General features: G+C 63.1%; 21 protein-coding genes and 1 pseudogene. 9 read left to right on the plus strand and 13 right to left on the minus strand.

The window, feature by feature from the left end:
• Positions 1-297 (plus strand): annotated as a pseudogene (locus G3N62_RS16705) (hypothetical protein); the annotation flags it as partial.
• A gap of 225 nt (positions 298-522) precedes the next feature.
• Here G3N62_RS16705 and G3N62_RS16710 read toward each other — a convergent pair.
• The 7 genes from G3N62_RS16710 to G3N62_RS16740 all read right to left on the minus strand — a co-directional run bounded on the left by G3N62_RS16710 (position 523) and on the right by G3N62_RS16740 (position 10,064).
• Positions 523-666: a hypothetical protein gene (locus G3N62_RS16710; protein WP_185733089.1), complete on the minus strand. Its 144-nt coding sequence runs from the start codon at positions 664-666 to the stop codon at positions 523-525.
• Positions 663-2,135, minus strand: a complete 1,473-nt coding sequence (locus G3N62_RS16715; protein ID WP_080287874.1) for a TolC family protein — start codon at positions 2,133-2,135, stop codon at positions 663-665. Before G3N62_RS16715 ends, G3N62_RS16710 begins: the two co-directional genes overlap by 4 nt.
• The gene (locus tag G3N62_RS16720; protein WP_034189359.1) at positions 2,132-4,225 is read right to left on the minus strand and encodes a peptidase domain-containing ABC transporter; all 2,094 of its coding nucleotides are present in this window, start codon (positions 4,223-4,225) and stop codon (positions 2,132-2,134) included. The genes G3N62_RS16715 and G3N62_RS16720 overlap by 4 nt, the downstream gene beginning before the upstream one ends.
• Positions 4,226-4,259: 34 nt before the next feature.
• Complete coding sequence (locus G3N62_RS16725; RefSeq protein ID WP_124670260.1) at positions 4,260-5,585, minus strand: HlyD family efflux transporter periplasmic adaptor subunit; 1,326 nt, start codon at positions 5,583-5,585, stop codon at positions 4,260-4,262.
• A gap of 24 nt (positions 5,586-5,609) precedes the next feature.
• Positions 5,610-6,563, minus strand: a complete 954-nt coding sequence (locus G3N62_RS16730; protein WP_124670261.1) for a CPBP family intramembrane glutamic endopeptidase — start codon at positions 6,561-6,563, stop codon at positions 5,610-5,612.
• A 166-nt stretch (positions 6,564-6,729) separates the two neighbouring features.
• A complete protein-coding gene (locus tag G3N62_RS16735) occupies positions 6,730-7,191 on the minus strand; it encodes a hypothetical protein (RefSeq protein WP_185732745.1) in 462 nt (153 codons plus the stop codon).
• 110 nt (positions 7,192-7,301) lie between these two features.
• Positions 7,302-10,064: a PQQ-binding-like beta-propeller repeat protein gene (locus G3N62_RS16740; RefSeq protein ID WP_185733090.1), complete on the minus strand. Its 2,763-nt coding sequence runs from the start codon at positions 10,062-10,064 to the stop codon at positions 7,302-7,304.
• A 968-nt stretch (positions 10,065-11,032) separates the two neighbouring features.
• On the opposite strand from G3N62_RS16740, the gene G3N62_RS16745 reads away from it, so the two are divergent.
• The 3 genes from G3N62_RS16745 (at position 11,033) to G3N62_RS16755 (ending at position 14,396) form a co-directional block, all read left to right on the plus strand.
• Positions 11,033-12,322: an FAD-binding oxidoreductase gene (locus tag G3N62_RS16745; protein ID WP_124670263.1), complete on the plus strand. Its 1,290-nt coding sequence runs from the start codon at positions 11,033-11,035 to the stop codon at positions 12,320-12,322.
• Between the two features lie 16 nt (positions 12,323-12,338).
• Entirely contained in the window at positions 12,339-12,896 is a 558-nt protein-coding gene (locus G3N62_RS16750; protein WP_034189364.1) for an XRE family transcriptional regulator, read from the plus strand.
• A 153-nt stretch (positions 12,897-13,049) separates the two neighbouring features.
• Positions 13,050-14,396, plus strand: coding sequence for a glutamine synthetase family protein (locus G3N62_RS16755; RefSeq protein WP_124670264.1), 1,347 nt, complete (start codon positions 13,050-13,052; stop codon positions 14,394-14,396).
• Positions 14,397-14,421: 25 nt separating this feature from the next.
• Here G3N62_RS16755 and G3N62_RS16760 read toward each other — a convergent pair whose 3' ends face one another.
• The 6 genes from G3N62_RS16760 to G3N62_RS16785 form a co-directional block, all read right to left on the minus strand.
• Positions 14,422-14,949 (minus strand): GNAT family N-acetyltransferase, encoded by a 528-nt coding sequence (locus G3N62_RS16760; RefSeq protein ID WP_124670265.1) that lies wholly within the window; start codon positions 14,947-14,949, stop codon positions 14,422-14,424.
• A gap of 50 nt (positions 14,950-14,999) precedes the next feature.
• Positions 15,000-15,578 carry a hypothetical protein gene (locus G3N62_RS16765; RefSeq protein ID WP_034189517.1) on the minus strand — a complete coding sequence of 193 codons (579 nt, stop codon included), beginning with the start codon at positions 15,576-15,578 and terminating at the stop codon, positions 15,000-15,002.
• A gap of 62 nt (positions 15,579-15,640) precedes the next feature.
• Positions 15,641-16,030, minus strand: coding sequence for a lysozyme inhibitor LprI family protein (locus G3N62_RS16770; protein WP_034189366.1), 390 nt, complete (start codon positions 16,028-16,030; stop codon positions 15,641-15,643).
• A gap of 52 nt (positions 16,031-16,082) precedes the next feature.
• Positions 16,083-16,847, minus strand: coding sequence for an N-acetylmuramoyl-L-alanine amidase (locus tag G3N62_RS16775; protein WP_124670267.1), 765 nt, complete (start codon positions 16,845-16,847; stop codon positions 16,083-16,085).
• 124 nt (positions 16,848-16,971) lie between these two features.
• Complete coding sequence (locus G3N62_RS16780) at positions 16,972-18,591, minus strand: NAD(P)/FAD-dependent oxidoreductase (protein WP_124670268.1); 1,620 nt, start codon at positions 18,589-18,591, stop codon at positions 16,972-16,974.
• Positions 18,591-20,105, minus strand: coding sequence for a polyamine aminopropyltransferase (locus G3N62_RS16785; RefSeq protein WP_049033466.1), 1,515 nt, complete (start codon positions 20,103-20,105; stop codon positions 18,591-18,593). The genes G3N62_RS16780 and G3N62_RS16785 overlap by 1 nt, the downstream gene beginning before the upstream one ends.
• Before the next feature lie 121 nt (positions 20,106-20,226).
• Here G3N62_RS16785 and G3N62_RS16790 point away from each other — a divergent pair, with 121 nt between their 5' ends.
• The 5 genes from G3N62_RS16790 to speD are packed head-to-tail and all read left to right on the plus strand — an operon-like array spanning position 20,227 to position 23,712.
• Positions 20,227-20,613: a DUF350 domain-containing protein gene (locus G3N62_RS16790; RefSeq protein WP_034189370.1), complete on the plus strand. Its 387-nt coding sequence runs from the start codon at positions 20,227-20,229 to the stop codon at positions 20,611-20,613.
• Positions 20,614-20,639: 26 nt separating this feature from the next.
• The gene (locus tag G3N62_RS16795; RefSeq protein ID WP_069706815.1) at positions 20,640-21,665 is read left to right on the plus strand and encodes an SPFH domain-containing protein; all 1,026 of its coding nucleotides are present in this window, start codon (positions 20,640-20,642) and stop codon (positions 21,663-21,665) included.
• 9 nt (positions 21,666-21,674) lie between these two features.
• Entirely contained in the window at positions 21,675-23,186 is a 1,512-nt protein-coding gene (locus G3N62_RS16800; protein WP_124670269.1) for a DUF4178 domain-containing protein, read from the plus strand.
• Positions 23,183-23,332 carry a hypothetical protein gene (locus G3N62_RS16805; protein ID WP_155291822.1) on the plus strand — a complete coding sequence of 50 codons (150 nt, stop codon included), beginning with the start codon at positions 23,183-23,185 and terminating at the stop codon, positions 23,330-23,332. The genes G3N62_RS16800 and G3N62_RS16805 overlap by 4 nt, the downstream gene beginning before the upstream one ends.
• Positions 23,329-23,712 (plus strand): adenosylmethionine decarboxylase, encoded by a 384-nt coding sequence (gene speD, locus G3N62_RS16810; protein WP_049035595.1) that lies wholly within the window; start codon positions 23,329-23,331, stop codon positions 23,710-23,712. The genes G3N62_RS16805 and speD overlap by 4 nt, the downstream gene beginning before the upstream one ends.
• Positions 23,713-23,727 lie beyond the last annotated feature (15 nt).

Genomic DNA, 23,727 nt, shown 5'->3' on the forward strand with positions numbered 1-23,727 from the left:
GAACGACGCCGCGCTCAGCGCGTCGCCCGGGCATGGGTGTCGGCGAGGATGTCGCGGATCTGCGCGACGAACCACACGATCTCGTCGCGCGACATCACGAGCGGCGGCGAGAACTGCACGATCGGCGGCAGCACGGGCAATGCGATGGGCGGTACGGCGGGCGGTCTCGTCGGCGCAGCCGTGGGCGGCGGCGCGGGCGCGGCGCTGGGCGGCCACGTGTCGCGCAACAACGCCCGTTCCAACGACCACTACCACGGCAACAAGCACAAGAAGAAGCGCAACAAGCACTACGACTGAGCGTCGGTTTCCCGGTGCGTGCCGGTCGTGCCGGGTGATCGACCGCGTATGAGCGGCGAGGGCGGCGGTCCGGCGGACGTCCGTCTTTCCGCCTTCGATGCGCCGTGCGTCGAGCATCCGATGCTGGAGGAGGCGTCAAGCCGCGTCGACTGCGTCGCTTGATCGCCTGCGCCGACCAAGCGCCCTGGTTGCACGACCGGTACTGGCGTATCGACAAGCTGACGTTCAGGCATCGTGGCCGTCTTGGTCATCGGTCCGGCAACGGATGACGTTGATGCAGTGATTGGCACAGGCAAGGCCCGGATAAGAAGTCGCAGAGAAGGCAAGAAAAATCTCCGTCGTAGCGTTGTTGATGACGAATATCTTCATGGCGCTTCGGCGTGCGGCGTCCAACGCTCGCCGTCGAGCGTCCCAATCGAAAATGCCAGCACTAGCCTCGACACACGCCAATCGGCCTGAGATTGCACGACCTGACGTCGCGCCGTTGCGAGGGTAGTTTGGGCGTTCAGAACATCGAGCAGGGGACCGACGCCGGCACTGTAGCGTTTGCTCGCCACGTCGTACGCTTCCTGCGCGCTTTCCTGCGTCGAAGAGGCGACCTGTAGATTGGCCGTCTTCGTTATCACGTCCTGATAGTTGCGCCATACTGCCGACGCGACTTCCAGTTCGGCTTTGTGCAGGCTTGCGCGGTCGATATCAACTTGAGCTTCCGATGCCTGACGGTGATACTCCTGACCAAACCCTGAAAAGATCGGGATGCTGATCTGAATTCCCACATATTTGCTGTACGTGCGCGTGTCGCGTGGAAATGCGCCTAATGACTTGTCGTTGCTCAACGAGCCGGACAAGGAAATCGTGGGCAGTTCCTCCCTGTGTGCAAGTTTCGCGTTCGCGTCGTCAGCTTCGATCAGGGCTTGCGCCTCGCGTACCTTCGGGTTGACAGCTTTTGCGAGCGCCAGCAGATCAGCAATCGAAGACGTGAAATTCACGTCCGGTTGAGCGCCCGCGCTCACATCGACTTCAATGGAGGTTTCGACGGGAATTCCCATGCGTAGACACAAGGTGCCCTGCGCTGCCTTGAGCGCACCTGTCGCGTTCACGCGTGTGTAAATTGCTTCCTGCCACGCGGCCTTTGCCTGCAATTCATCGTTCAGTGTACCGGCGCCTGCAAGGTGTTTATGCCGGGCAATCTGAAAGCTTCGTTCGGCATTCGCCTCGGCGTTGCCCGCAGCATCAAGTGTGCTTTGTGCAGTCCAGACTGAGTAAAACGCCGCTGCGGCCTGTTCGAACACAGATTGCAGTGCTTCGGTATGGCTCGCCTTGGAAAGCTCAAGAAGACCGTTATAGTAGGCCAGATTCGCGTCACGCCTTCCGAAATCGAAGAGCACCCACGAGAGCCGCAACTCGCCATAACGATCCGATGCGCGGCCCATCGCATCAGGCAGTGTCGGACCAGATAGGGTTTCGGTTTCAACTGTACGCGAACGTGTGCCACTGGCGTCTAGCGTCGGCAACCACGCAGATTTTGCGACACCCACCTGAGCCGCGTTCAAGACCATGTTCGCCCAGCTCTCGCGCACGGTCGGATCGCTGCACAGAGCGCGGCTGACTGCGTCATACAGGGAAACAGGCGAATGAAGGCTCGCGTCGCTACAGGCGCCTGTAGCGCGTGCCATCCGGTTCAAATAGGGCGACACGTCTTCCAGTCCTCTTCGCGTCGAAAAAGGATCGAGTTGCGCATGCGTCAGCGGAACGACGAGCATGGCGACCGCGAGGCAGGCAACAACGAGCGCACAACGGTATGAAAGCGTCTGAAGCGCGACATTCTTCTTTCTCATGCTGTTTCCCGAACCTGCCCAAGTTCGATGACGCGATCAGCTGTTGCGATGGTTTCAGGACGGTGCGCGACAATGATCCGCGTGATGTTCAGCTTGCGCATCGCCGCGTTCACGGCGCGCTCGTTGTTCACGTCAAGATGGCTCGTCGCCTCGTCGAGCAGGAGCAGTTTCGGACGGCGGTAAAGGGCGCGTGCGAGCATCACGCGTTGCCGCTGACCTGCGGACAGGGCAGACCCCATGTCGCCGATATAGGTGTAGTAGCCCATCGGCATCGCACGAATATCAGCATTGACGGAAGCCATTTCCGCGCATTCCGTGATCCACGCGAAGTCGGGCGTTGGATCGAAGAAACTGATGTTCTCGGCAATCGATCCGGCGAACAGTCGATCTTCTTGCATCACGACGCCGATCAGGGAACGATAGTTCGCAAGCCCCATTTGCCGAATCGGTATTCCGCCCGCGATAATTTCCCCAGAATACGGTGCCAACAAGCCTGCGAGCAGTTTCAGCAACGTGGTTTTGCCTTGGCCAGATGGCCCGACAATTGCAACAGCTTCGCCGGCCTCAACACGCAGATCGAGGTTGTCGATGATCTTCGGTCCGTTCTTCGAATAGCTGTATGACAATTTCTTGACTTCGAGCGTCGGCACAAATTCATCCACGTCCGGCGCTCGCATCACTTCATCCGGCTCCCGTTTCGTGAGCACGATATCCGCCAGTCGCGCCGCGTGAAGTTTGAGAATTCGCAGCTCGTAAACTTTGTCGATCAACGCAGTAAAGCGTGCGGTGAACTGCCCACGATAGGACAGGAAGGCGAACAGCATCCCGAGCGAGAGCGACCGGTCAATGACGGCAAGCGCGCCGAAGTAGGTTACGAGAATCGCTTCGAGCCCGAAGATGAAATGATTGCTTGTGGTGGCGATCAGTTGAAGCCGCCGCGTTCGCAGATCGGCGTTCTTCTCGCTTACGATCACATTCAGCCAGCGGGCTAGCCGGTCCTCCGCCTTACCAAACAGGCGCACGCTCTGAATGCCTCGGACTGATTCCATGAGCAGACTTTTGCCTCGTGCGGCGAAAACAATCTGCTTCTGGTTCGACATGCGCAGTGCGCCATAAATACAGGCGCGCAAGATCGCGTAGAGCACCACGGCAACCACACTGATAAGCGATAGCCGGGCGTTGTAGACGATCATGATAATGATGGTGCCGATCGACATGAGACCATCGAGCACGGATTCAACGAAGCCGACCGTCAGCGCTTGCTGGATCGTGTTGACGCTATCGAAGCGGGAAACGATATCGCCGATGTGACGTTTGCCGAAATAGTCGAGCGGCAGATTCAGCAGATGTCTGAACACGTTCGCCAACCATTGCACATTCACGAGCGTGCTGAACGTCGTGACAGCCCACGATCGCATTGCCTCTGTCGCGATATGGATCACCAGCACCAACCCGAAACCCAGCGCCAAAATCAGAAGTAGGTGTCGATCGCCGGTCGTAATGGCTTGGTCCGTGACCCACTCGGGATAGAAAGGTGCAACGATGGTGAAGACTTCAAGCGCAAGGGCGAGCAGGAAGATTCTGAGCAGCCCGCGCCCGACACCACTTGCACGACCCATCAGGGAACGCAGACCGATTTCCTGCTTGTCCCGGCGAGGCTGAAAGGCCGGCGTCGGCAAGAGTTCCAATGCCATGCCGCTGAAATGCAGCGACAATTCCTTGAGCGGCATGCGCCGCGCGCCGAGCGCGGGGTCAACCAACATCACATGATCGCGGCCAACTCGTTCGAGGACGACAAAATGCCGAAAATCCCAATGCAGAATGCACGGCAGCCGCAGCAGGTGAAGCTCTTCCGGCTCCAGTCGAACCGCGCGCCCGGCAAGATCGAGGGATGCGCCGATCTTGACAAGATCGAGCAGCGTAAGCCCCTTGAGTGATGGCGAAAAGCGTCGCCGCAACGTTGGCAGATCGGTGTCGTAGCCATGAAACGTTGCGATCATGCTGATGCAGGCAAGTCCGCATTCCGTTGCTTCGGTTTGCAAATGCACGTCAACACTACGCCGAAATCCGAATTGAAGTTGGCGGTTCATGGTTGCTCTGGTTAGGGTAAAGCGTGAACTGCGGTCAGGGTGAGCGGCGGGTTAGCGTGTACAGCGGTTCCAGTACCCATTCGTACAGCTTGCGCGTATCGAGCACTACGTCTGCGTCGACGCGCATCCCGTCCTGCAAGGGAATCGACTCGCCGTAGGCGTTGATGGTCTGTGAATCGAGCGCAACCGTAATCTGATACAGGTTCTCGGACCTGTCGGCATCGCCCGTTTCGGTTGCGGTCTGCAATTGCGACGGGCTCAAGGCGGTGCGAGCGATCTGCGTGACCTTGCCCGCGTAGGCCCCAAATTTCTGATACGGGAACGCTTCGTATCGCAATTCGACGGGCGCGCCGATCTTGACGAAACCGACTGCCTTGCTCGGCGCAAACAGTTTCACGTCGAGGCTCCCGCCTTGCGGCAGTAGCGACATCAAAGGTGTTGATCCGTTGACCGACTGGCCGGGACGAGTGAGCAGAGCCGTTACGGTGCCTGCGATTTGCGCCGGTATCGTGATTTCTCGGTTGGATTCGTTGTCAGCGATTTCGCCGTCCACCTGTAGCATTTGCCGACGGATCGAGTCCAGTTGGTTTTGTTCATCAAGCGGTGCATTTCGAAGATCAGCCTTAACCTGCGCGAGTTCCACTTGAGAGGCCGTACGTTGCTTTCGCAGGTCTTCGAGTTGCGCCTGACTCATCAGCATGCTTTGCTCATGCTGCTCGAATTCGGATTGGGACACCACATCGTCACGCCGCAATTGTTCGAACCGCGCACTGTCGATTTCTGCCAGTTTTGATCGCGCCTCAAGGGTCGTGATTTCCGTCTCCAGATGCCGAATACCCGCGCTCAATTCGATGGCCTTCGCCTTGAGCATCGCAATGTTCTGTTCGACGATGCTTTGTATATGCCGCGAGTCGCCTTCCAGGCTGGAACGCCGCGCATTCAGTTCAACACCGATCTGCTGCCGCGAGTTGCCGCCAGCGATAGTGCGCTCTGTTGACACGACGACCAAAGGCCGGCCGACATTAACCACGTCTCCTTCGTTGACGAGCACGCGGATAACCGTGCCGACCGTTGGCGCGAATATCTCCGCCGCGCCGTTGTCGATCATGACCCGGCCTTGTACTTCCTCCTTTCGCGTGTACTCGCCGAAGATCATGAACAACACGACGGCGGTCGCGATTGCGAAGAACACGATGCTGGTCGTGAGGCTGCGTGCCGAACCCGTCAGCACAACCTCACCGAGCCATTGATGCTGACGAAATTCGAGCGCAGCGGGGCGGAATAGCAATGCACGGTTACTTTGCCGTGGCTGTTTCTCTTCCGGCTGCTCTGCGTTGGGGACGGTCGATATCTCGCTCATGCTTATCTTGTTGTCAGCGGATGATCACACGCGCTGAGCATCGATGGCGCTTGCGGCTTCTTTAGATACAAACCAGCCGTTCGTCTTCTTCAAAAACCAGTACATCAAAGCGAAAGGCAGGACACCTTTGAGCATGGCAAAGACAACCGCGTCAGCTATCAGGACTGGATTGTTTACGAATCCGGACGTTGAAATTTGCGCATGTTGCTGCGCGTGGGAGAACAGGATCGGCAGCATCATTGCGCTGATGTTCATCATCGTATGCGCCCCGATCGACAGTTCCAGTCGTCGATCGCGTAAACTCAATGCAGAAAACCCAAGCGAGCAAAAGAACAGTGTCGTTTTGATGGGCCAGTCGTAATGTGTGTGGTAGATCGCGAAGAGGGCGGCAACGATTGCGACGACGATGAGCGGGGAACGCACATATTGCCCGAGCGTTTGCGTCAACCACCCACGGAAAAACAATTCCTCGGCGAACGCGAGAACGAGAATGCCGAGCCACGCGCCAAGCATCCCTAGAATCCGACCAAAACTTAGAATGTCCTGCAGCGGTTGAAGATGCCCGAACGGAAGCGTCCACGCGCCAATTCGAATCGACGTATAGATGGACATGACTAAGGCTGCTATCACGAAGGCAGGAAGATAAAGGACCGCGCCGAACAGGCAACGCCGAAGTCGGAAACGCAGGTCGACGGAAATCAGGGAGAGGTACGGGCGTCGCAAGACGATCTTGCATGCAAGCCAGAAGCCTATGATGCCCGTGGTGCTGGCTGTATTGGTGTACAGCGAGATAGCTGCCCGAGCGGCATCAAAATTCTTGAAATACAGCGTCCATCCTGAAAACATCAGGACTCCAAGCGTGCCGATGATACTGACGATCGCGCTAAGAAGGATCGTCGATGCTGTTGCTCGCCAATCAGTTCGGCCAAGCTTGGCAAGATCAATAAACGCACGCGCTATATTGTCTTCATTTTTCATGGAATTATGATCGAGTGAAACAACGGTTGCTTGCTTTTGGCGACGCAATTTTCGGTGCGCTGTGTGGTGCTATACCGATGAAGATAACGCGTCCAGTCGCGGGACCAGTAGCGCGCCGTCATTCATCGATCAGGCTTGGTTCATAGCCTGTACACCAGAGCGTTGCTTAGTGGTTGTGACCGCCGCCGCCGATACCGAGCCCGTGAGCGGCAGCGCCAACCGCGTATCCTGCGGCGAAACCGATCGGAGAAGATTGGAAGGAGCCGAGGTTGGCAGTTTCAGCCTGACCTAACGACAGACCCTGTTGCGCGGCGTCATATCCGGCAACGGCCGCACCGCCCCACGTGGACATTGATTCGTCCTGCAAGCCCTTCGTGGCTTCCGCGAGTTGACCGTTGTTTTCAGCCTGCCCGATGGAATCGTTGGCATCGGAGTTGAAGCCTGCGTCGGCCAACGACGTCGCGTCGCTGCCTACTGCCGAATCGGCTGCGGAATCACCGTCGCCGTCACCATCCCCGTCGCCATCGCCATCGCCGTATCCGCCACCATCACCATCGCCGTCACCGCCGCCATCACCATCACCACCAGCCACGTAGCGCAGCAAATCCAGATCGTCAATCGTTTGCATGTGATTCACTCCTGAAGTATGCGGGTTTGACGTCTACATCCACAATGGCACCCGCGCAGCCATTGATTCACAATCGGTTGTCGAAACAGCTGACGCGAAAAGGTTGTGCGTCAGGATTCCGAGCGTTGCAGCACTTGCGACGGCGGTTGCGTGTGCGCCTGCTCGATGAATGCGCCGCGCACTGGAAGGGGATTTGCGTCGTCTGCTATCGCCCACGTCAGGCAAGGAGCGACTTCCCAGGTTGAGGCCGGAATATCCGGCAGCGCCGCGATGAACGACTCTTCGTCCGTCCATTGATGCAATGTCGATACAGGCAAGAAAGCTTGCGTCTGATTGCCATTTCGGCATATCAGTGCATCCCGATCCATGCGGAAGTGACCGCGACAGCGCGAGCGATCAACAGGACGGCCTCTGAATATCAGTGACAGGAACATGTGCGATGCACCGGCACCTTGGTCCGGCAGGGACTGTTGCAGATCACGCAAATTCGCCATCTTGGGTGCCGGCACAAGCTGCGTTGTGAACGCTGCATCCATGTACCGAGTGACGGCCAGAGCGGAAAGTCGATCTACCACGCCCGAGAGCGAATCTTCCAGCTCATCCTGCTTTCGCGGATCGAGCAACCACGACACGAAGCGCGTCAGTGTCGTCGCGTCGTATGGAAGCGGAACGCCATAGGCCGGCCACGACATGTCATCGGTCTGTCGTTTAACGGTATGACGGTAAAGCGTGTGCCCTTCGCTGGGCGTCAGTTTGGCGTTGCGCAGCGCGTGCAGATACTGACCGTGTTCGTTGCAGTATTCAGGGGAGTTCGGCAGCCCACCGCCGAGCTTGCCGCCTGCCGTTGCGCGCACGAGTATTCCGAATTTCTCGTGATCCAACTGATCGACTGCGACTTGCTCAAGCGGTCCGAACAGACTTACGCCGATGGTGGTATCGCGAAGCGAATCGACGGCCAGGTTCGCGCACGCCTTCGTCACCGCCACGATGACCGACAATTCCGGTGATAGGTCGCTTGAGTCGAACGTCCATTGACCGCCGCGCCCGATGCGCTGCAAAGTCGCGCGATTTCGCAGGCTCACGAAGACACCACCTTGCGGGAGAGCGCCGGTCAATTTGTATCCTAGCGGATCAGGCAGAGCGGTGCGATTCGCAATTGCATCGACAGCACGCCGCGCAAGCTGTAATGCGGTCACGTCGACCGTCGACTGCCCGTCTTGTGCTGGTTCGCGCACGACTGGCGGCGTCACGGACACGCCGTACAGGCGATTGGCCGTCGTCGCAACCGTGAGCATCTGATTAACCGCGTCATATTCGACGGCGGTTGTCACGGCATCAGGAAGTTGAAACACACCGGCGAGCGCAAACGTTTGAGGATCGATTGCACGTACGCGCCCGTTCGTGCTTCCGAACCAAATCCATGGGCCGATGCGGGCAGGAGACGAAAAAATCTTGGAGTGCGCGCCGATCTTCGCGATGCCTTCGCCGGTCGCCAAATCGATCACGTACAGGTACTTGTCCGTAGAGCCGCAGTAGGCGCGAGCGCCGTCGATCAGCGGTGTTGTGTAGACGGCGTTGCCGGTCTGGATGCAGAACTTCAGTTCGCCGCTATCGAGGCTTACGCCGCGAATGCCACCGTCGAACGATCCGAACACGACTTGCCGGCGATCGGGATCGAGTGCGGGCGCATGCTTGACCGCGCCGTTCGTCTGAAATTGCCAACGGAGTGCGCCGGTACGTGCGTCGAGCGCCAGCAGGGCACCGTCGTTCGTGCCGCAGAGCACAAGCGAATCATCAGCGGCATAGAGCGGGGAGCCGTGGACGTAGCAACGGACCGGGCATTCCCAGACCTTGTGACCGGTTTCAGCGTCGATCGCGGCTATGCCGCCGCCTCGCGTTGGACTGGCGTATTCAACGCCGATAAAGACCAGATTCAGGTCGGATGCGTAGGCCGGTGAAGAGCCAATCCAATCGGGTTCGACGTATCGCCAGATTTCCCGGCCGCTTTGGGCACACAACGCGTACAGGTTACCGTCGTAGCCGCCGAAGAAAACGCGTCCGGGCGTCACGTACGGCGTAGACCAAATCCCTTTTGAGCGCGCCGCCTCGATCTTGAAACTCCAGCGCGTTTCGCCGCTTGCGCCATCGATGCAGCGCATTTCGCCGCTGTCGGTTCCGAAATAGATCAAGCCGCCTTGCGCGCGCGGTGCGGATTTCGGTACGACATAGTGGTGATTCGCGGAGGTCGCTTTGCTGAGCCAGCGCACGAGGAACGAAAGCTGCGTCGAATGGCTCGTCGGAACCGACAGTTTCAGGCCGAAATCACCTAGAACGTATGCGGACTCTACTGTAACGCCATGTCGCTTTTGCCAGTCCTCACCCGTATTGGACTGGTAGTCGATCACGCTCCACACTTTCCAGATGGGGCGATCAATTTCCGCTAATACAACGCGTGATTGTTCAATGCTCGCGCCGCTGTTGAAAATATCATCCACGAGCAGAATAGGTGCATCCGAAACCTCGCCTTCGATCGCGTTCATCCGGCCATAACGCTTACGCTCTTTGTGAATGATGAAGCCGCCGAGATGGTGCCCTTTGCGTGCGCCGGCCATAAGAATCGCAGCAACGAGCGGGACGGCGGCCATTTCCATGCCGCCGACCTGAAACGGCAGTTGATCCGCATAGCGATTCCAGAATAAATCCGCAAGCGTATCGAGTCCTTCCGAAGAAAGAAGGAGTGGTCGCAAATCGATCAGCCATTTAAGGGACTTTCCGCTTGACGATACAAGCTTGTATTTTGGTGCGCGAAATATGCATTTCGACTCAATTAAATTACGTAACGCGGCCCGTCTGTTCAGGTTGGAATCATTCATGGTTTTTTGTCGGTCGATTATTTCACGTGTCCCCGCCGCGATTCGCCTGTACAGGCGGATTACATCAATCTCCATCGCACTATGTGGGATCTTGCGATCGCCAAGAATTTCAGTTATATTAACGAAAGATTGCGGATGTATTCCGCATTTGACGCTCGGAATCACCTGCGTGGAGTTCGAATTCTGCATTTCTCATACGAAGCAAAGTGAAGGTATTTTTAGAATATTTTCACGAATGAATTCATTGTGAATTTTTTATTGGTGATATAGGTGGGATTATTCCGCGCGACAGAAGCGAAATATTAAATTTAGAGATAATAAAAAGCGCGGCCATCGAAATTAAATTCTCGTTGAAACCGATTTCAGTCGAGTGGGTGCTTTGGAGCGAACACGCCGGTGTTCGCAACCTGAGCGGCCTAAGAAGGCCTCTGACACGGTGTCTTTGTCTTATAAACGCGACAAAGTGCCGGATGCGTGATCGTCAACCTGGCATCAAATGAAAGGTCGGCGTGTCAGATTAATTTGACATAATTAACATGGCGCCGAAAAGTCTGTGGTAGCCATAGGGAATTCCAAGTTCTGTACGCGTGCACTCCTGGTCAGGTGTGTACCGCTGCATTGCACGAGCGGGCGGTGGAGTAAGGAAACGCCGGCTTGATGCAGTCAACAGTCGCCCATACGCGACTTCAGCGCGCAGCAGCCGGTGCATCGGTCGGTGGTCGATCACGCTGTAGCGCCGAGGGCGTGTGGCGACCTCTTCAAGCTATTGTTTTATTGAGGAACATTCGCGGGCGTTCGCAGCCGGCGTGGGTCCTTGCAAGTTCCGATTCGAACGAAAAAAATCCAAGTTGGATGCATCTCGACAGCCATGCCGGTTCATCCGACCGGGTTTCCGCCCGCTTGCTTCCGTGAAATTGCCGTGCTAATTTTTCATGAAATTTCTCGGCGTAATTTTCACGGGAGCGCGCATGTTCGTGCAGTCCGACCGTCACGTCGCAAGCTACTACGCCGGCACCTACCCGGCGCCGATCCCGCATCGTCCGGCAGTGGACGAACGCATCGATGCCGACGTACTCGTCGTCGGCGCGGGCTTCAGCGGGCTGCATACGGCGTTGCGCCTGGCGCTGGCCGGCAAGCGCGTGGTCGTGCTCGAAGCGAGCCGCGTCGCTTGGGCGGCGTCGGGGCGCAACGGCGGGCAGGCGCTGCTCGGCTGGTCGTGCGACATGCAGCCGCTCGAGGATTCGCTCGGCCGCGACGGCGCGCGCCTGCTGTGGGACAGCATGCGCTGGGCGGCGGCCGAGGTGCGCGAACTGCCGGCGCGGCACGGTTTCGACATCGACTACCGGCCGGGCAGCCTGTGGGCGGCCGTACGGCCGCGTCGCGTCGCGATGCTCGCGCAGGCGCGCGACGAGGCGGCCGAGCGCTGGGGCTACGACCGGCTGCGCGTGATCGGCCGTGACGAGCTGCCCGAATGGATCGGCGGCAAGCGTTATCTCGCCGCGCTCCACGATCCGGAGGCCGGCCACCTGAATCCGCTGAAGCTCGCGCTCGGCCTCGCGCAGACGATCGAGCGCGCGGGCGGCCACATCTTCGAGCAGAGCCGCGTGCTCGATTGCCGCGAGACGGCCGGCGGCCACGTCGCGCGCACGGCACGCGGCGAAGTGCGCGCCGACGTACTCGTGCTGGCGTGCAACGCCTACGTCGACCGCCTCGATCGCGAGCTTGCGCGCCGCCTGCTGCCGGTCGGCACCTACCAGGTCGCGACCGCACCGCTCGCGCCCGACGTCGCGCGTGCGCTGCTGCCGCAGAACAGCTGCGTGATCGACAACCAGTTCGTGCCCGACTACTTCCGCCTGAGCCCCGACAACCGGTTGCTGTTCGGCGGCGGCTGCACGTATCTCGGCGGAATTCCGGCCGATATCGCGGCGGCGACGCGGCCGCACCTCGAACGCGTGTTCCCGCAACTGGCCGGCGTGCCGCTCGACTACGCATGGGGCGGCCATATCGACATCAGCATGCGCCGCACGCCTGACATCGGCCGACACGGGCAGCGTTTCTGGCTGCAGGGCTTCTCGGGGCACGGCGTGCTGCCGACGCTGGCCGGCGCGCGCGCGGTGGCCGACGCCGTGCTCGGCGACGAACGCCTGCTCGCGCAGTACCAGCGCATCCGCAACCCGCGTTTTCCCGGCGGCGACCGGCTCGCCGCACCGCTGGAAGCGATCGGCAAGGCCTGGTACCGTTTGCGCGATACCGTCTGACCCACCGGAACCCGTCATGAACGAACAGGAAGAGATAGAAAGTCTGGCGATCCTGATCCGCGACCTGCGCAAGCACCGCAAGGTCACGCTCAACGATCTGGCTGAACGGATCGGCCGCTCGGTCGGCTTTCTGTCGCAGGTCGAGCGCGGGCTGTCGCGCCCGACGGTCGCGGATCTCACCGCGATCGGCGAGGCGCTCGGCGTGCCGACCACGTACTTCTACAGCCTGAGCAAGCCGCGCAGCGTGCCGTGGGTCACGCGGCCCGACGAACGGCGCACCGTGTATTACGCGGCCGGCATCACCGACATTCTCGTGTCGCCGAACATGCGCTCGCGCTTCTCGATCCTCGAAAGCCATCTCGCGCCGGGCGCGAGCAGCGGCGAGCGGCCGGTCGACGACAGCGACGAGCAGGGCGGTTTCGTGCTTGAAGGAGAACTGACGATCTGGATCGACGGCGACGACACGCCCGTCACCCTCGGCCCGAACGACGCATTCCAGTTGCCCGCGCACAAGCGCTTCCGTTACGCCAACCTGACCGACGTGCCGACGCGCGTGATCTGGGTATTCACCTGAGTGGCCGGCGGGGCACGCGGTGTCACAGGCCGCCGCGCTACGCAGCCTGTTTGCAGTACTGATTGAAATGCGGCGTGCAGGATCACGCGTGCCGCGCGAATCCGGTTCGCCGCGTTGCGGCACCGCCATACCAGGACATGGAAAGGATGAGACATGGCTGACGTCGTTCCCGCGCTGGTCGATGAAGTCCGCGCGTTCCGGCAGGCACACCCCGAGATCCGTTATGTCGACCTGATCTGCCTCGATTTGCCGGGACACTTCTACGGCAAGCGTTACCCGATCGATGCGCTCGAAAAGGTCGCGGCCGGTTCGCTGCTGAAGCTGCCGCAGAACTGCGTGCTGCTCGGCACGCAGGGCGGCCTCTACAAGATCGGCGACTACTGCTTCAACGACGGCGATCCCGACGCGCCGCGCCGCTTGATTCCCGGCACGCTGAAGCCGGTGCGCTGGGAGCGGCAGCCGCTCGCGCAGATGCTGATCAGTTCCGACGGCACCGATGCGCCGATCGAGTTCGAGCCGCGCGAGGTGCTTGCGCGCGTGCTGCGGCGGTTCGCGGCGCGGGGCATCCGGCCTGTCGTCGCGTTCGAGCTCGAGTTCTACCTGTTCGCCGCGCAGCTCGCGGAAGGGATGCCGCAGTATCCGCGCGACCGGTTGAGCGACGACCGCGACGATCAGCCGAACATGCATATCGAGCGCCTGTCGCGCTTTTCCGACGTGCTGCACGAGATGGTCGATGCCGCGCGCGAGCAGGGTGTCGACGCGACGGTGATCACCGCCGAGCTCGGGCCCGGCCAGTTCGAGATCAATTTCGGCCACACCGACGACGCGCTGCGCGCGGCCGACTGGTCGGCGCTGTTCTGCCGCAGCACGCGCGGCGTCGCGTTGCAGCACGGCTATCGCGCGAGCTTCATGGGCAAGCCGTACCTGCATGCGCCGGGCAGCGGGATGCACGTGCACGTGAGCCTGTACGACGACACGGGGCGCAACCTGCTCGCGGCGGACGGGCAGGAGCCGTTGCGGCATGCGGTGGCCGGCTGCCTCGCGCTGCTGCCGCACTGCATGCCCGTGTTCGCGCCGAATCACAACGCGTTCCGGCGCTACGGGTCGATGGTGAATGCGGCGAGCCGCGCAAGCTGGGGCTTCGAGGATCGCGATGCATGCATCCGGATTCCGGAGTCGGATGCCCGCAACCTGCGGATCGAACACCGGCTCGCGAGCGCGGATGCGAATCCGTATCTGGTGCTCGCGGCGATCCTGTCAGGGATGGAACACGGGCTCGACGCGCGGATCGATCCGATCGCGCCGCTCAACGAGGATCGCGGCAGCGGGATCGATTTCCCGAAGGAGATGCTGTCGGCCGTCGCGGCGATGCAGGATCATCCGGCCGTGCGCGAAGGGCTCGGCAGCGAGTTCGTGATGGTGTATTGCGAAAACAAGCGGCAGGAAGAGCTGGATTTTCGCAATGAAATCGGCGCGCGGGAGTATCGGTGGTTTCTTTGACGGCCGTGCCGGCGGCTAGAGCCGGTCAGGGAAGCGCGCGCCAGTAGCGCACCTCCTCGATCGGCGTCCCGTCGATCTCGAACGTCTTGATGTCGTCTTCGGCGACGAAGCCTTCGCGTTCGTAGAATGCCCTGGCCCGGCGGTTCTTGATCAGTACCCACAGCGACACCCAGGCATGGCCGGCATCATGCAGCGACCGGCACGCATGATCGACCAGCGCCGCGCCGATGCCTTGCCCGCAATGCGACGGATTCAGATAGATCGCTTCGATTTCGCCCCACGCGCGATCCTTGTCGGTGTCGCGGGTCGGACCGTAGGCGATCCAGCCCGTCAACGCGTTTCCCGAGAGCGCAAGCGCGACGCAAGGCCGTCCTGCGTCGAGTGCATAACGCCACCCGGCCGTGCGCTTTTCGATAGACAGGCCGGCGAGGAACGGAGCCGGCATGATGTCCGTGTAGGTCGCTTGCCAGGATGCGACGTGGATGCCGGCAATGGCGGGCGCATCGGCGGCGGTGGCGGCGCGGATGTCGATCGTCGTCGTGTTCGGTGCCATGCGTACCTCGCCTGATCGTGTGCCGTGCGCAGCGTTGCCCTGCGCGGAATTCATTCCGCCGGATCCAGGCTGCTGTCGATGGCGAAACTGTAGCCGAGATCCACGTGTGACGCGTCGCTCGGCGTGTCGGTTTTCTTCAGCACGAACTCGAACGCGGGTTCGAACCAGCCGTTGCGCGGCACTTCGCCACCGAGGACTTCGACGTCGTACCAGCCGTTGTCGAGGTCGATCACGGGCCGGCCCGGTTCGCGATAACGCGCCAGCAGCGCGTTCACCGATTCGTCGTTGAAGCGTTCGAGAATGCGCCACGTGTAAAGCATCACCGAACGGTGTTCGACGCGCAGCACGTATCCGCCGCGCCGATGCTGCAGACGGCTTCCGGCCTTCAGCAGTTCGGGCGTGTCGTCATCCAGCGTGAAGATGACCGTATACGGATGGTTCTCGATACCGGCCAGCGGAATGACGACGCCTTCGAGCACGGCGTTGTCGCCGCTGTCGCCGGTCGTGAACGCGAACGCGACGTCGTCCGGCAGCCGATGTGTTTCCTTGTAGCGCTTCAGCAGCAGAAGATCGCCGACGAGGAAACAGTCGATCAGGTCGTTGAGGACTTCGGAGAATTCATGCCGCATCGTCGTGTCTTTCGAAGGCGGCGTGCCGCGACCTGCACGGCGGCACACCGCGTCCGACGAGCTTACTCGCCGAGCTTCGACGTCACGCACCCCGTGCTCGAGCATTCGCGCTCACGCTCGCGCAGGAACGACAGCCGCGACTGCGTCATGTCGTTCGCGCACTGGATGTCCACGAGGTAGCTGTTGTTGCGCGTCTCGCTGCACTGCGCATCGCGCTGCTTCAGCCACGCGAGCTGGCCGGCCTTCAGCGCGGCCTGCTGGTCGCCGCTCAATTGCTTGCGCAGGCGACCGTACTCGTCGTTGAGATCGCGATCGGATTGCGAGAACTGCGTGCTGGTGCAGTACACCTGGTCGAACGCGCTGCGCGGCTTCCCGCAGCCAGCCGCCTGTGCGGCGAACGGAACGGCGAGCGCGAGCAGCGCGCAGGATGCGAACAGCGTCTTCTTTTTCATCGTGATGCTCCTGACTGGGTGAAAACCGTTGGGCCCGATGGGCGTTCATCGTTTATTGCGGCGTCGTGCACGCGTCGATCCCGCCCGCGATCGCGGCGGACAGGCGCTGGATCGTCTCGCGCCGCGCGAGCCGTGCCTCTTCGTCCGGATTGACGATCACGCCGGCTTCGACGAGCACGGCCGGAATCGGCGCGGTGCGCAGCACGACGAGATCGTCGAAGCGGTGGATGCCGAGTGACGGGTCGATCAGCGGGCGGTTTTCGCCGCGGATCGGCTGCGCGTGATACAGCGACGGCCGTTCGCCGGCCGCGACCAGGCGTTCGGCGATCGCCTTCGCGCAACGCAGGCTTTCCGCGTAGCGCGGATTGCGTTCCGACACGAACACCGAGAAGCCGCGGAATTCGCGCTGCCGGCCCGCGTCGATGAACTGCTGCTGCATCGAGTCGTGATGGATCGACACGAACAGGTTCGCATCCGGCGCCTGCGTCGAGCGTTGATCGAGCTTGATCTCGCGGCCGTCGGCCGACGTGCGCAGCACGCGGTCGCCGTGCGCGGCGAGCCTGTCGGCGACCGCGCCGGACAGGTCGAGGTTGTACAGGTATTCGACGCGGCCGCTCGCACCGGTGGAGCCGGGGTGCGCGGGCGTATGGCCGGTGTCGACGACGATGTAGCGCCCGGAGGCCGCCTCGGTGCCGGGGGTGCCTGCGGTGCCGGCCGCATGCAGCGCGGGCGGCGCGCCGAGCAGAGGGACGCACGCGAGCACGCGCGCGGCGGCGCGCACGAACGGGCGAAGGCGTCGATGGATTCGGTTCGTCATTGTTGTTGTCGCGGAGGGCATACGGTGCGTCGCACGGTGCGGCACCGTCGGCCTGCTCGATGCAGTCGGAATGTCGCGCGATTATAGCGTTTGGCGGCGGCGCCGCAATGACGAACGGCGGTGGTCAGGCGAGCATGCGCCGGGCCGCGAGCATGCCCCAGTACGACGCTTCCTCGAACAGCGACAGCCCGGACAGGTCGGCATGCGCGAACACGACGGGGCCGTCGGCGTCGCGCAGCGCAAGCAGGCCCGGCCGGCTCAGGAAGCCGACGTCGGGTATCGCCATCGCATGGCCGCGCACGGTGATTTCCAGTGCCGTCGCATGCTTCCAGAGTTCGCGTCCGTAGACGGCCTGCAGGTCGATCGCGGCCTGTTCGCGCAACGCATCAGGCTTGGCCTCGGCAAGCCAGCGGCGCGTGTCGTCGGGCGTTTGCGAACTCAACGCCTGATAGGCGGAGAACACCGAGCGCGTCGGCGGCGACATCCGGATCAGCTGGTGGGTCGACACGACATAGCCGAGCCCCGCGCCGTCGTAGACGACGTTGTCCCACGCGAGCGGCACGCCGGCTTCTTCGGCCGGCATGCCGTCGAGCAGGAAGTTGGACACGAGCCAAGGCGCGCGCGGCGGCAGGTCGCGCGCGGGTTCGAAGCCATAGGCGGCAAGCTGTGGAAACACGCGCGCGGCGACGAACAGCGGCATCGCGCAGACGACGCGCCGCGCTTTCAGCGTGAACGTCGACAGCGTGCCGTCCTCGCCGAGGCGCGCGCACAGTACGTCGACGCCGCCCGCGCGCTCGGTCGCGCGCACCGCGAACCCTTCCCGCGACCACGCGTTCGAGCCGGTGCGTGCGGTGATCGAATCGCCCAGCTTCGTCACCATCGTGTGCAGCCCGTCGGGCCAGGTCAGCACCGCGCCGTCGCCCGCATCGCCCGCATGGCCGCCGCGCGACGAGAAATAGTGGAGGCCGGCCCACGCCGATACATGCTCGTAGCCCGCGCCGTAGTCGTCGCGACAGCAGTAGTTCAGGTACCAGTGCAGCGCCTTCGCGGTGTAGCCCTCGTCGAGCAGCCACTGGCGGAACGAACGCCGGTCGAGCGCGCGCCAGCGCGGGTCGCGCGACGATTCCGCGAGCGGGATGCAGAACACCTTGCGGCCGTCGGCGCCGCGCGCGGTGCGCAGGCCGTCCGTGTACGCGAAGAACTTCGCCTGCTGCGCGAGCGCGTCGGGGTCGAGGCCGGCGGTCGGCACGATGCCGTCCTGCCACTGGCCGGCGATGAAGAGCCGCTCGTCCGGCGCATGGACGAGCGCGCGTTCGTCGTACACCGGGCGGGCGGAGAACGGCGCGGATTCGATCACGCCGAGATCGGCGAGCATGTCGCGCAGGTGCGTGGATTCGAGCGACGGCAACGGCAGGTAGTGCGCGCCTTTGGGGTAGCCGAGTTCGCCGAAGCGCCCGCCGGCCGCATTGCCGCCGAATTCGGGCCCCGCGAGCACCGTGAAGCGCTTGTGGCCCGCGCGGGCGAGCTGCCATGCGCACGACAATCCGGCCGCGCCGGCGCCGAGGATCGCGACATCCGTGTCGATCGTGCCCGACGGCGGCGGCAGCGCGGCATGATCGCGCAACGCGTGGCCTTCGCGCATGCCGGGGTAGCCGACGCGCGGCGTCGTCTCGATCCAGCCGGTGCGGCCGCATGCGGCGAGCGACGCGGCCGCCGACGCAACGAGGAACGTGCGGCGGTCCATCAGCGCAGCACGTGTTTCCAGTCGTCGTCGAAGCGGCGCACGAGCGGCTGGTCGTTGAGTTCGTTCGGCGACATCGGCAGCGCCGGCATGTCGGCCGGGAAGTGGAACATCTCGGCGGCCGTCTGCGCATCGAGCCAGCGGGTCGGCACCGAGTAACGCGTCGGCACCGTGAAGTCGCGGCGCTTGCCGGCGATCACGAAGCCCCAGTCGCCGAACGACGGCACGTAGCAGTGGTACGGCCACGTGTTGAGCCCGGCTTCGTGCAGGGTCGCGATGATGGTCCAGTACGCGTGCGGCGCGAAGTACGGCGACGTCGACTGGATCACCGCATAGCCGTTCTCCGACAGGTGGCGCGCAAGCAGGCGGAACACCGGCACCGAATACAGGCGGCCGAGCCCGAAGTTGGTCGGATCGGGAAAGTCGACGACGATCGCGTCGTACACGTCGGCGTTCGATTCGAGCCAGCGTACCGCATCGTCGTTGATCACACGCACGCGCGGATCCTTCAGCGAGCCCTGGTTCAGCCTGACGAGCGGCGCGGACGTCGAGAACAGTTTCGTCATCGCGGGGTCGAGATCGACGAGCGTGATCTGTTCGAGGTTGCGATGCTTGAGCAGTTCGCGCACGGCGAGCCCGTCGCCGCCGCCAAGCACGAGCACGCGCTTCGCCCACGGCAGCGCCTCGATCGCCGGATGGATCAGCGCTTCGTGATAGCGATGCTCGTCGCGCGACGAGAACTGCAGGTTGCCGTTCAGGTACAGCCGCAGGTCGTCGTGCCACTGCGTGAGCACGATGCGCTGGTACGGCGTCGTTTCCGAATAGATCGTCTCGTCGCCGTACACGCCGTGCTCGGCCCAGTGCGTGATGCGGTCCGACAGGGCGAAGCCGGCGACGAGCAGCCCGATCACGAGCGACGCGCGCATCAGCTTGCCGCGCACGTTGCGGATCTCGTCGCGGAACAGGTGTGTCGTCCACAGCGCGACGCATGCGTTCAGGAGGCCGAACAGGAAGCTCGTGCGCAGCAGGCCGAGGCGCGGCGCGAGCACGAGCGGGAAGATCAGCGACACGGCGAGCGAGCCGAGGTAGTCGAAGGTCAGCACTTCGCTGACGGTATGTCGGAACGCCTGGCGCCGCTGCTGGAACGCACGCATCACGAGCGGGATCTCCATCCCGATCAGCAGGCCGAGCGCGAGCACGAGCGCGTAGAGCGCCGCGCGGAACGGCGCGGCGAGCCACGCGAATACCGCGAACAGCAGCGCGGCCGACACGCCGCCGAGCAGGCCGACGAGCAGCTCGATATCGACGAAGCGGTCGAGCACGTCGTCGTCCTCGACGAACTTCGCGAGCCACGAGCCGATCCCCATCGCGAACAGGTAGCAGCCGATCACCGACGAGAACTGCAGGATCGAATCGCCGAGCAGGTAGCTCGACAGCGCGCTGCTGATCAGTTCGTAGCCGAGCCCGCACGACGCGAGCACGAGAATCGACAGGACGAGCGCGCGCTTATGCAGCATGGCGCGTCCGTTGTGCAGCGATCGGCAATGTGGATATACTGGCGCGGAATTTTGACCGCTGGCCCCGCGCGGGCCGGCCGGCGACGGGGCGGCGAACCGAGCACAAAATCCGAGGGAAAGAATGAATAGTGCCTATCTCTATGCGGTTCATTTACTGTCGGCGTTCGTGCTGCTTCTTGTGTTCGCGGCAGTGTACCTGAAGGTCACCCCGTTCGACGAACTGGCGCTGATCCGCGACGGCAACGCGGCCGCGACGCTGTCGTTCGGCGGCGCGCTGATCGGTTTTTGCCTGACGCTCGCATCCAGCATCGCGCACAACTCGACGCTTGGCGAAGTCGTGGTCTGGGCCGTCGGCGCGATGATCGTGCAACTGATCACCTATGCGGCGCTGACGCGCCTGATGCCCGGCATGAATCATGCAATCGAGGATCGCAACATCGCGATGGGCGGCCTGATGGGCACCGCGTCGCTCGTCGTCGGCATCATCAATGCCGCCTGCCTGACCTGACGCGCCACGCGTCCGAGGAGACCGACATGAGTCTGGGTTCATTCATCCGTAAGCAGTTCATCGACGTCCTGCAATGGACGGAAGACACCGACGGCGTGCTGGCCTGGCGCTACCCGATGGAAGACCAGGAGATCCAGTACGGCGGCAAGCTGACCGTGCGCGAAACGCAGGTCGCGATCTTCGTCAACGAAGGCAAGGTGGCCGACGTGTTCCAGCCGGGGTTGTACACGCTGGAAACGAACACGCTGCCGGTGCTGACGTACCTGAAGAACTGGGACAAGTTCTTTCAATCGCCTTTCAAGTCCGATGTCTACTTCTTCAGCACGCGCTTGCAGCTCGGCCGTCGCTGGGGCACCGCGCAGCCGGTGACGATCCGCGATCGCGAGTTCGGCTTCGTGCAACTGCGTGCGTTCGGGATCTACTCGTACCGGATCGTCGACGCGGCCGCGTTCCACCGCGAGGTGAGCGGCACGCGTGCGCAGTACACGGTCGACGATCTCGAGCAGCAGTTGCGCAACCTGGTCGTCACCGCGATGAGCACGACGTTCGGCTCGGCCGACGTGCCGTTCGTCGACATGGCCGCGAACCAGTCGCTGCTGTCGCAGCGCGTGGCCGAGGCGCTGGTGCCGGTGTTCACGCGCTACGGGCTCGCGCTCGACGCGTTCGCGGTGGAAAGCGTGTCGCTGCCGGCCGAGCTGCAGAAGGCGCTCGACCTGCGGATCGGCGCGGGGATGGCCGGCGATCTCGCACGCGCCACGCAATACCAGACGGCGCAGGCGATTCCGCTCGCCGCGCAGAACCCGGGCGGCATCGCCGGGGTCGGTGCGGGCCTGGCCGCCGGCGCGGCGATCGGGCAGGCGATGGCCGGCCAGATCGCGGGCGCCGCGCAACCGGCGCCGCCCGCACCGCCCGCGCCCGCCGCCGCGCCGGCAGAGGGTACCGACTACGTGCAGCGGCTCGAGCAGCTGAAGGCGCTGTTCGACAAGGGCCTCGTGACCGAAGACGAATATTCGCGCGCGAAGGCCGAGATCCTCGCGAAGCTCACCCGGTAAGCCTCGCGCATGTTCAGTACCTCGTGCCCCCAGTGCGGCGCGCCGGTCGAGTTTCGCTCGGCGGCGGCCGTGATGGCCGTCTGCGCGTTCTGCCGCAGCACGCTGCTCAAGCGCGGCGCCGACGTCGAGCGGATCGGCGAGCTGGCTACCGTGATCGACGATGCGTCGCCGATCCAGATCGGTACGGCCGGGCGCTACGGCAAGCGTGCGTTCACGGTGCTCGGCCGCATCCAGATGACCTACGACGCCGGCGCGTGGAGCGAGTGGTACGTCGTGTTCGACGACGGCGCGTTCGGCTGGCTGTCGGATGCGTCGGGCCAGTACGCGGTCACGGTGCGCGAGCCCGACGATGCATCCGGCGGCGCGTGGCCCGCGTTCGGCACGCTCGAGCCGGGCATGCGGATCGACCACGGCGGCCGGGCGTATCTCGTGTCCGACGTGCGTACCGCGCGTTGCACGGGCGGCGACGGCGAATTGCCGTTTCGCGTCGACGCCGGCTGGGAGGCGCGCGTCGTCGACCTGCGGACCGGCAATGCATTCGCGACCTACGACTATTCCGACGCCGATTCGAACGGCGGCAGTCCGGCCGTCTATACGGGCGAAGCGCTGGAATTCGATGCGCTCGCATTCACCGGGCTGCGCGATACCGAACACGACACGCGCGAGAAGCGCGGCGCGGAGATGGTGCCGTTCGCGTGCCCGAGCTGCGGCGCGCCGCTGACGTATCTGCCGAACGTGGCCGACTACGTCGTGTGCGGCAGTTGCCACACGGGCGTGCAATGCACGGCCGAGCAGCAGACCGTGTTCGCCGCGCAGCGCAAGCTCGATGCGGTGAAGGGCGCGCTGGAACTCGGCGCGATCGGCACGTTCGACGGCGTGAAGTACACGGTGATCGGCATGATGCGGTGCCGCGTGCCGGGCGACGCCGAGACCTGGGACGAATACCTGCTGCTGAACCCGAAGCGAGGCTTCCTGTGGCTCGTGCAGAGCGAAGGGCGCTGGGAGCGCGTGCAGGTGCTTGACCAATGGCCGACGATCGGCGGCGAGTCCGACGTGATCGACGGCGGCAAGACCTACCGGCTGCGCGAGGCATACGACTCGGAGGTCGTCTACGTGGTCGGTGCGTTCAACTGGCGCGTGCAGGTGGGCGATCGCACGTCGATCGTCGACTATGGCTGGCAGAAGGACAAGCTGACGCGCGAGCGCAGCGACACGGAAATCGTCTGGTCGCGCGCACGGCCGCTGTCGGGCAGCGCGCTTGCCGAACGTTTCGGCACGCCGGCGCTGGCGACGGCGGCGGCCGCTTCAGGCGCGGCCGCATCGACGGGCCTGTTCGGCGGAAAGGGTCCGCACAGTTTCGCGCCGCTGCCGTGGGTGTTCAGCGCATTGCTCGTGATCTTCAACATGGGATCGCTGTTCGCGTTCAGCGGCCGTACCGTCTACGTGCTGATCGGCCTGCTGGTGCTGTGGCTGCCGGAATGGCTGTGGAAGGGTTTTGCGTCGGACGGGGGCAAGTCGTGATCCGGTACATCCTCTACGGCATCTACGGCCTGATCGTCGTCACGCTGTTCAGCTGCGCATCGATCGGCGGCAGCGGGTCGGGCGGCAGCGGCTGGGGCAGTTCGTCGGCCCGCAGCGGCTACTCGTCGTACGGGTCGCACAAATGACCGCGCGCGACGGAATCGAGCCGCCACGCGCGACGCTCGGCTCGCACGTGCTGGCCGACCTGGCCGGCGCCGACGCGGCGTTGCTGCGCGACGCGGCACGGCTCGAAGCGATCCTCACCGACGCCGCGCAACGGGCCGGCGCGCGCGTGATCGGCGCGCATTTCCATCACTTCGGCGGCGCGCACGGCGTGACGGGGGTCGTGCTGCTCGCCGAATCGCACATCACGATCCATACGTGGCCCGAGCATCGCTTCGCGGCCGTCGACGCGTTCATGTGCGGCGCGGCGCGCGCGGCCGAAGCCGTCGACGCGATCGCCGCGGCGCTCGGCACGCACGCGCAGGTCCGTCAGCAGGTGGCGCGTGGCGGGGCGTTGACCTGAAAGGGCGTTGCCCAA

Source organism: Burkholderia sp. Tr-20355 (assembly GCF_017104685.1).
GTDB classification, from domain to species: domain Bacteria; phylum Pseudomonadota; class Gammaproteobacteria; order Burkholderiales; family Burkholderiaceae; genus Burkholderia; species Burkholderia seminalis.

Excerpts from the sequence above, each read along its gene's own strand:
- G3N62_RS16715 (WP_080287874.1), bottom strand. The coding sequence starts at position 2,135 with ATGAGAAAGAAGAATGTCGCGCTTCAGACGCTTTCATACCGTTGTGCG.
- G3N62_RS16765 (WP_034189517.1), bottom strand. The coding sequence starts at position 15,578 with ATGCGGCATGAATTCTCCGAAGTCCTCAACGACCTGATCGACTGTTTC.
- G3N62_RS16795 (WP_069706815.1), top strand. The coding sequence starts at position 20,640 with ATGAGTCTGGGTTCATTCATCCGTAAGCAGTTCATCGACGTCCTGCAA.
- speD (WP_049035595.1), top strand. The coding sequence starts at position 23,329 with ATGACCGCGCGCGACGGAATCGAGCCGCCACGCGCGACGCTCGGCTCG.
- G3N62_RS16740 (WP_185733090.1), bottom strand. The coding sequence starts at position 10,064 with ATGAATGATTCCAACCTGAACAGACGGGCCGCGTTACGTAATTTAATT.
- G3N62_RS16775 (WP_124670267.1), bottom strand. The coding sequence starts at position 16,847 with ATGACGAACCGAATCCATCGACGCCTTCGCCCGTTCGTGCGCGCCGCC.
- G3N62_RS16730 (WP_124670261.1), bottom strand. The coding sequence starts at position 6,563 with ATGAAAAATGAAGACAATATAGCGCGTGCGTTTATTGATCTTGCCAAG.
- G3N62_RS16780 (WP_124670268.1), bottom strand. The coding sequence starts at position 18,591 with ATGGACCGCCGCACGTTCCTCGTTGCGTCGGCGGCCGCGTCGCTCGCC.
- G3N62_RS16760 (WP_124670265.1), bottom strand. The coding sequence starts at position 14,949 with ATGGCACCGAACACGACGACGATCGACATCCGCGCCGCCACCGCCGCC.
- G3N62_RS16710 (WP_185733089.1), bottom strand. The coding sequence starts at position 666 with ATGAAGATATTCGTCATCAACAACGCTACGACGGAGATTTTTCTTGCC.
- G3N62_RS16745 (WP_124670263.1), top strand. The coding sequence starts at position 11,033 with ATGTTCGTGCAGTCCGACCGTCACGTCGCAAGCTACTACGCCGGCACC.
- G3N62_RS16750 (WP_034189364.1), top strand. The coding sequence starts at position 12,339 with ATGAACGAACAGGAAGAGATAGAAAGTCTGGCGATCCTGATCCGCGAC.
- G3N62_RS16770 (WP_034189366.1), bottom strand. The coding sequence starts at position 16,030 with ATGAAAAAGAAGACGCTGTTCGCATCCTGCGCGCTGCTCGCGCTCGCC.
- G3N62_RS16720 (WP_034189359.1), bottom strand. The coding sequence starts at position 4,225 with ATGAACCGCCAACTTCAATTCGGATTTCGGCGTAGTGTTGACGTGCAT.
- G3N62_RS16735 (WP_185732745.1), bottom strand. The coding sequence starts at position 7,191 with ATGCAAACGATTGACGATCTGGATTTGCTGCGCTACGTGGCTGGTGGT.
- G3N62_RS16800 (WP_124670269.1), top strand. The coding sequence starts at position 21,675 with ATGTTCAGTACCTCGTGCCCCCAGTGCGGCGCGCCGGTCGAGTTTCGC.
- G3N62_RS16725 (WP_124670260.1), bottom strand. The coding sequence starts at position 5,585 with ATGAGCGAGATATCGACCGTCCCCAACGCAGAGCAGCCGGAAGAGAAA.
- G3N62_RS16790 (WP_034189370.1), top strand. The coding sequence starts at position 20,227 with ATGAATAGTGCCTATCTCTATGCGGTTCATTTACTGTCGGCGTTCGTG.
- G3N62_RS16755 (WP_124670264.1), top strand. The coding sequence starts at position 13,050 with ATGGCTGACGTCGTTCCCGCGCTGGTCGATGAAGTCCGCGCGTTCCGG.
- G3N62_RS16785 (WP_049033466.1), bottom strand. The coding sequence starts at position 20,105 with ATGCTGCATAAGCGCGCGCTCGTCCTGTCGATTCTCGTGCTCGCGTCG.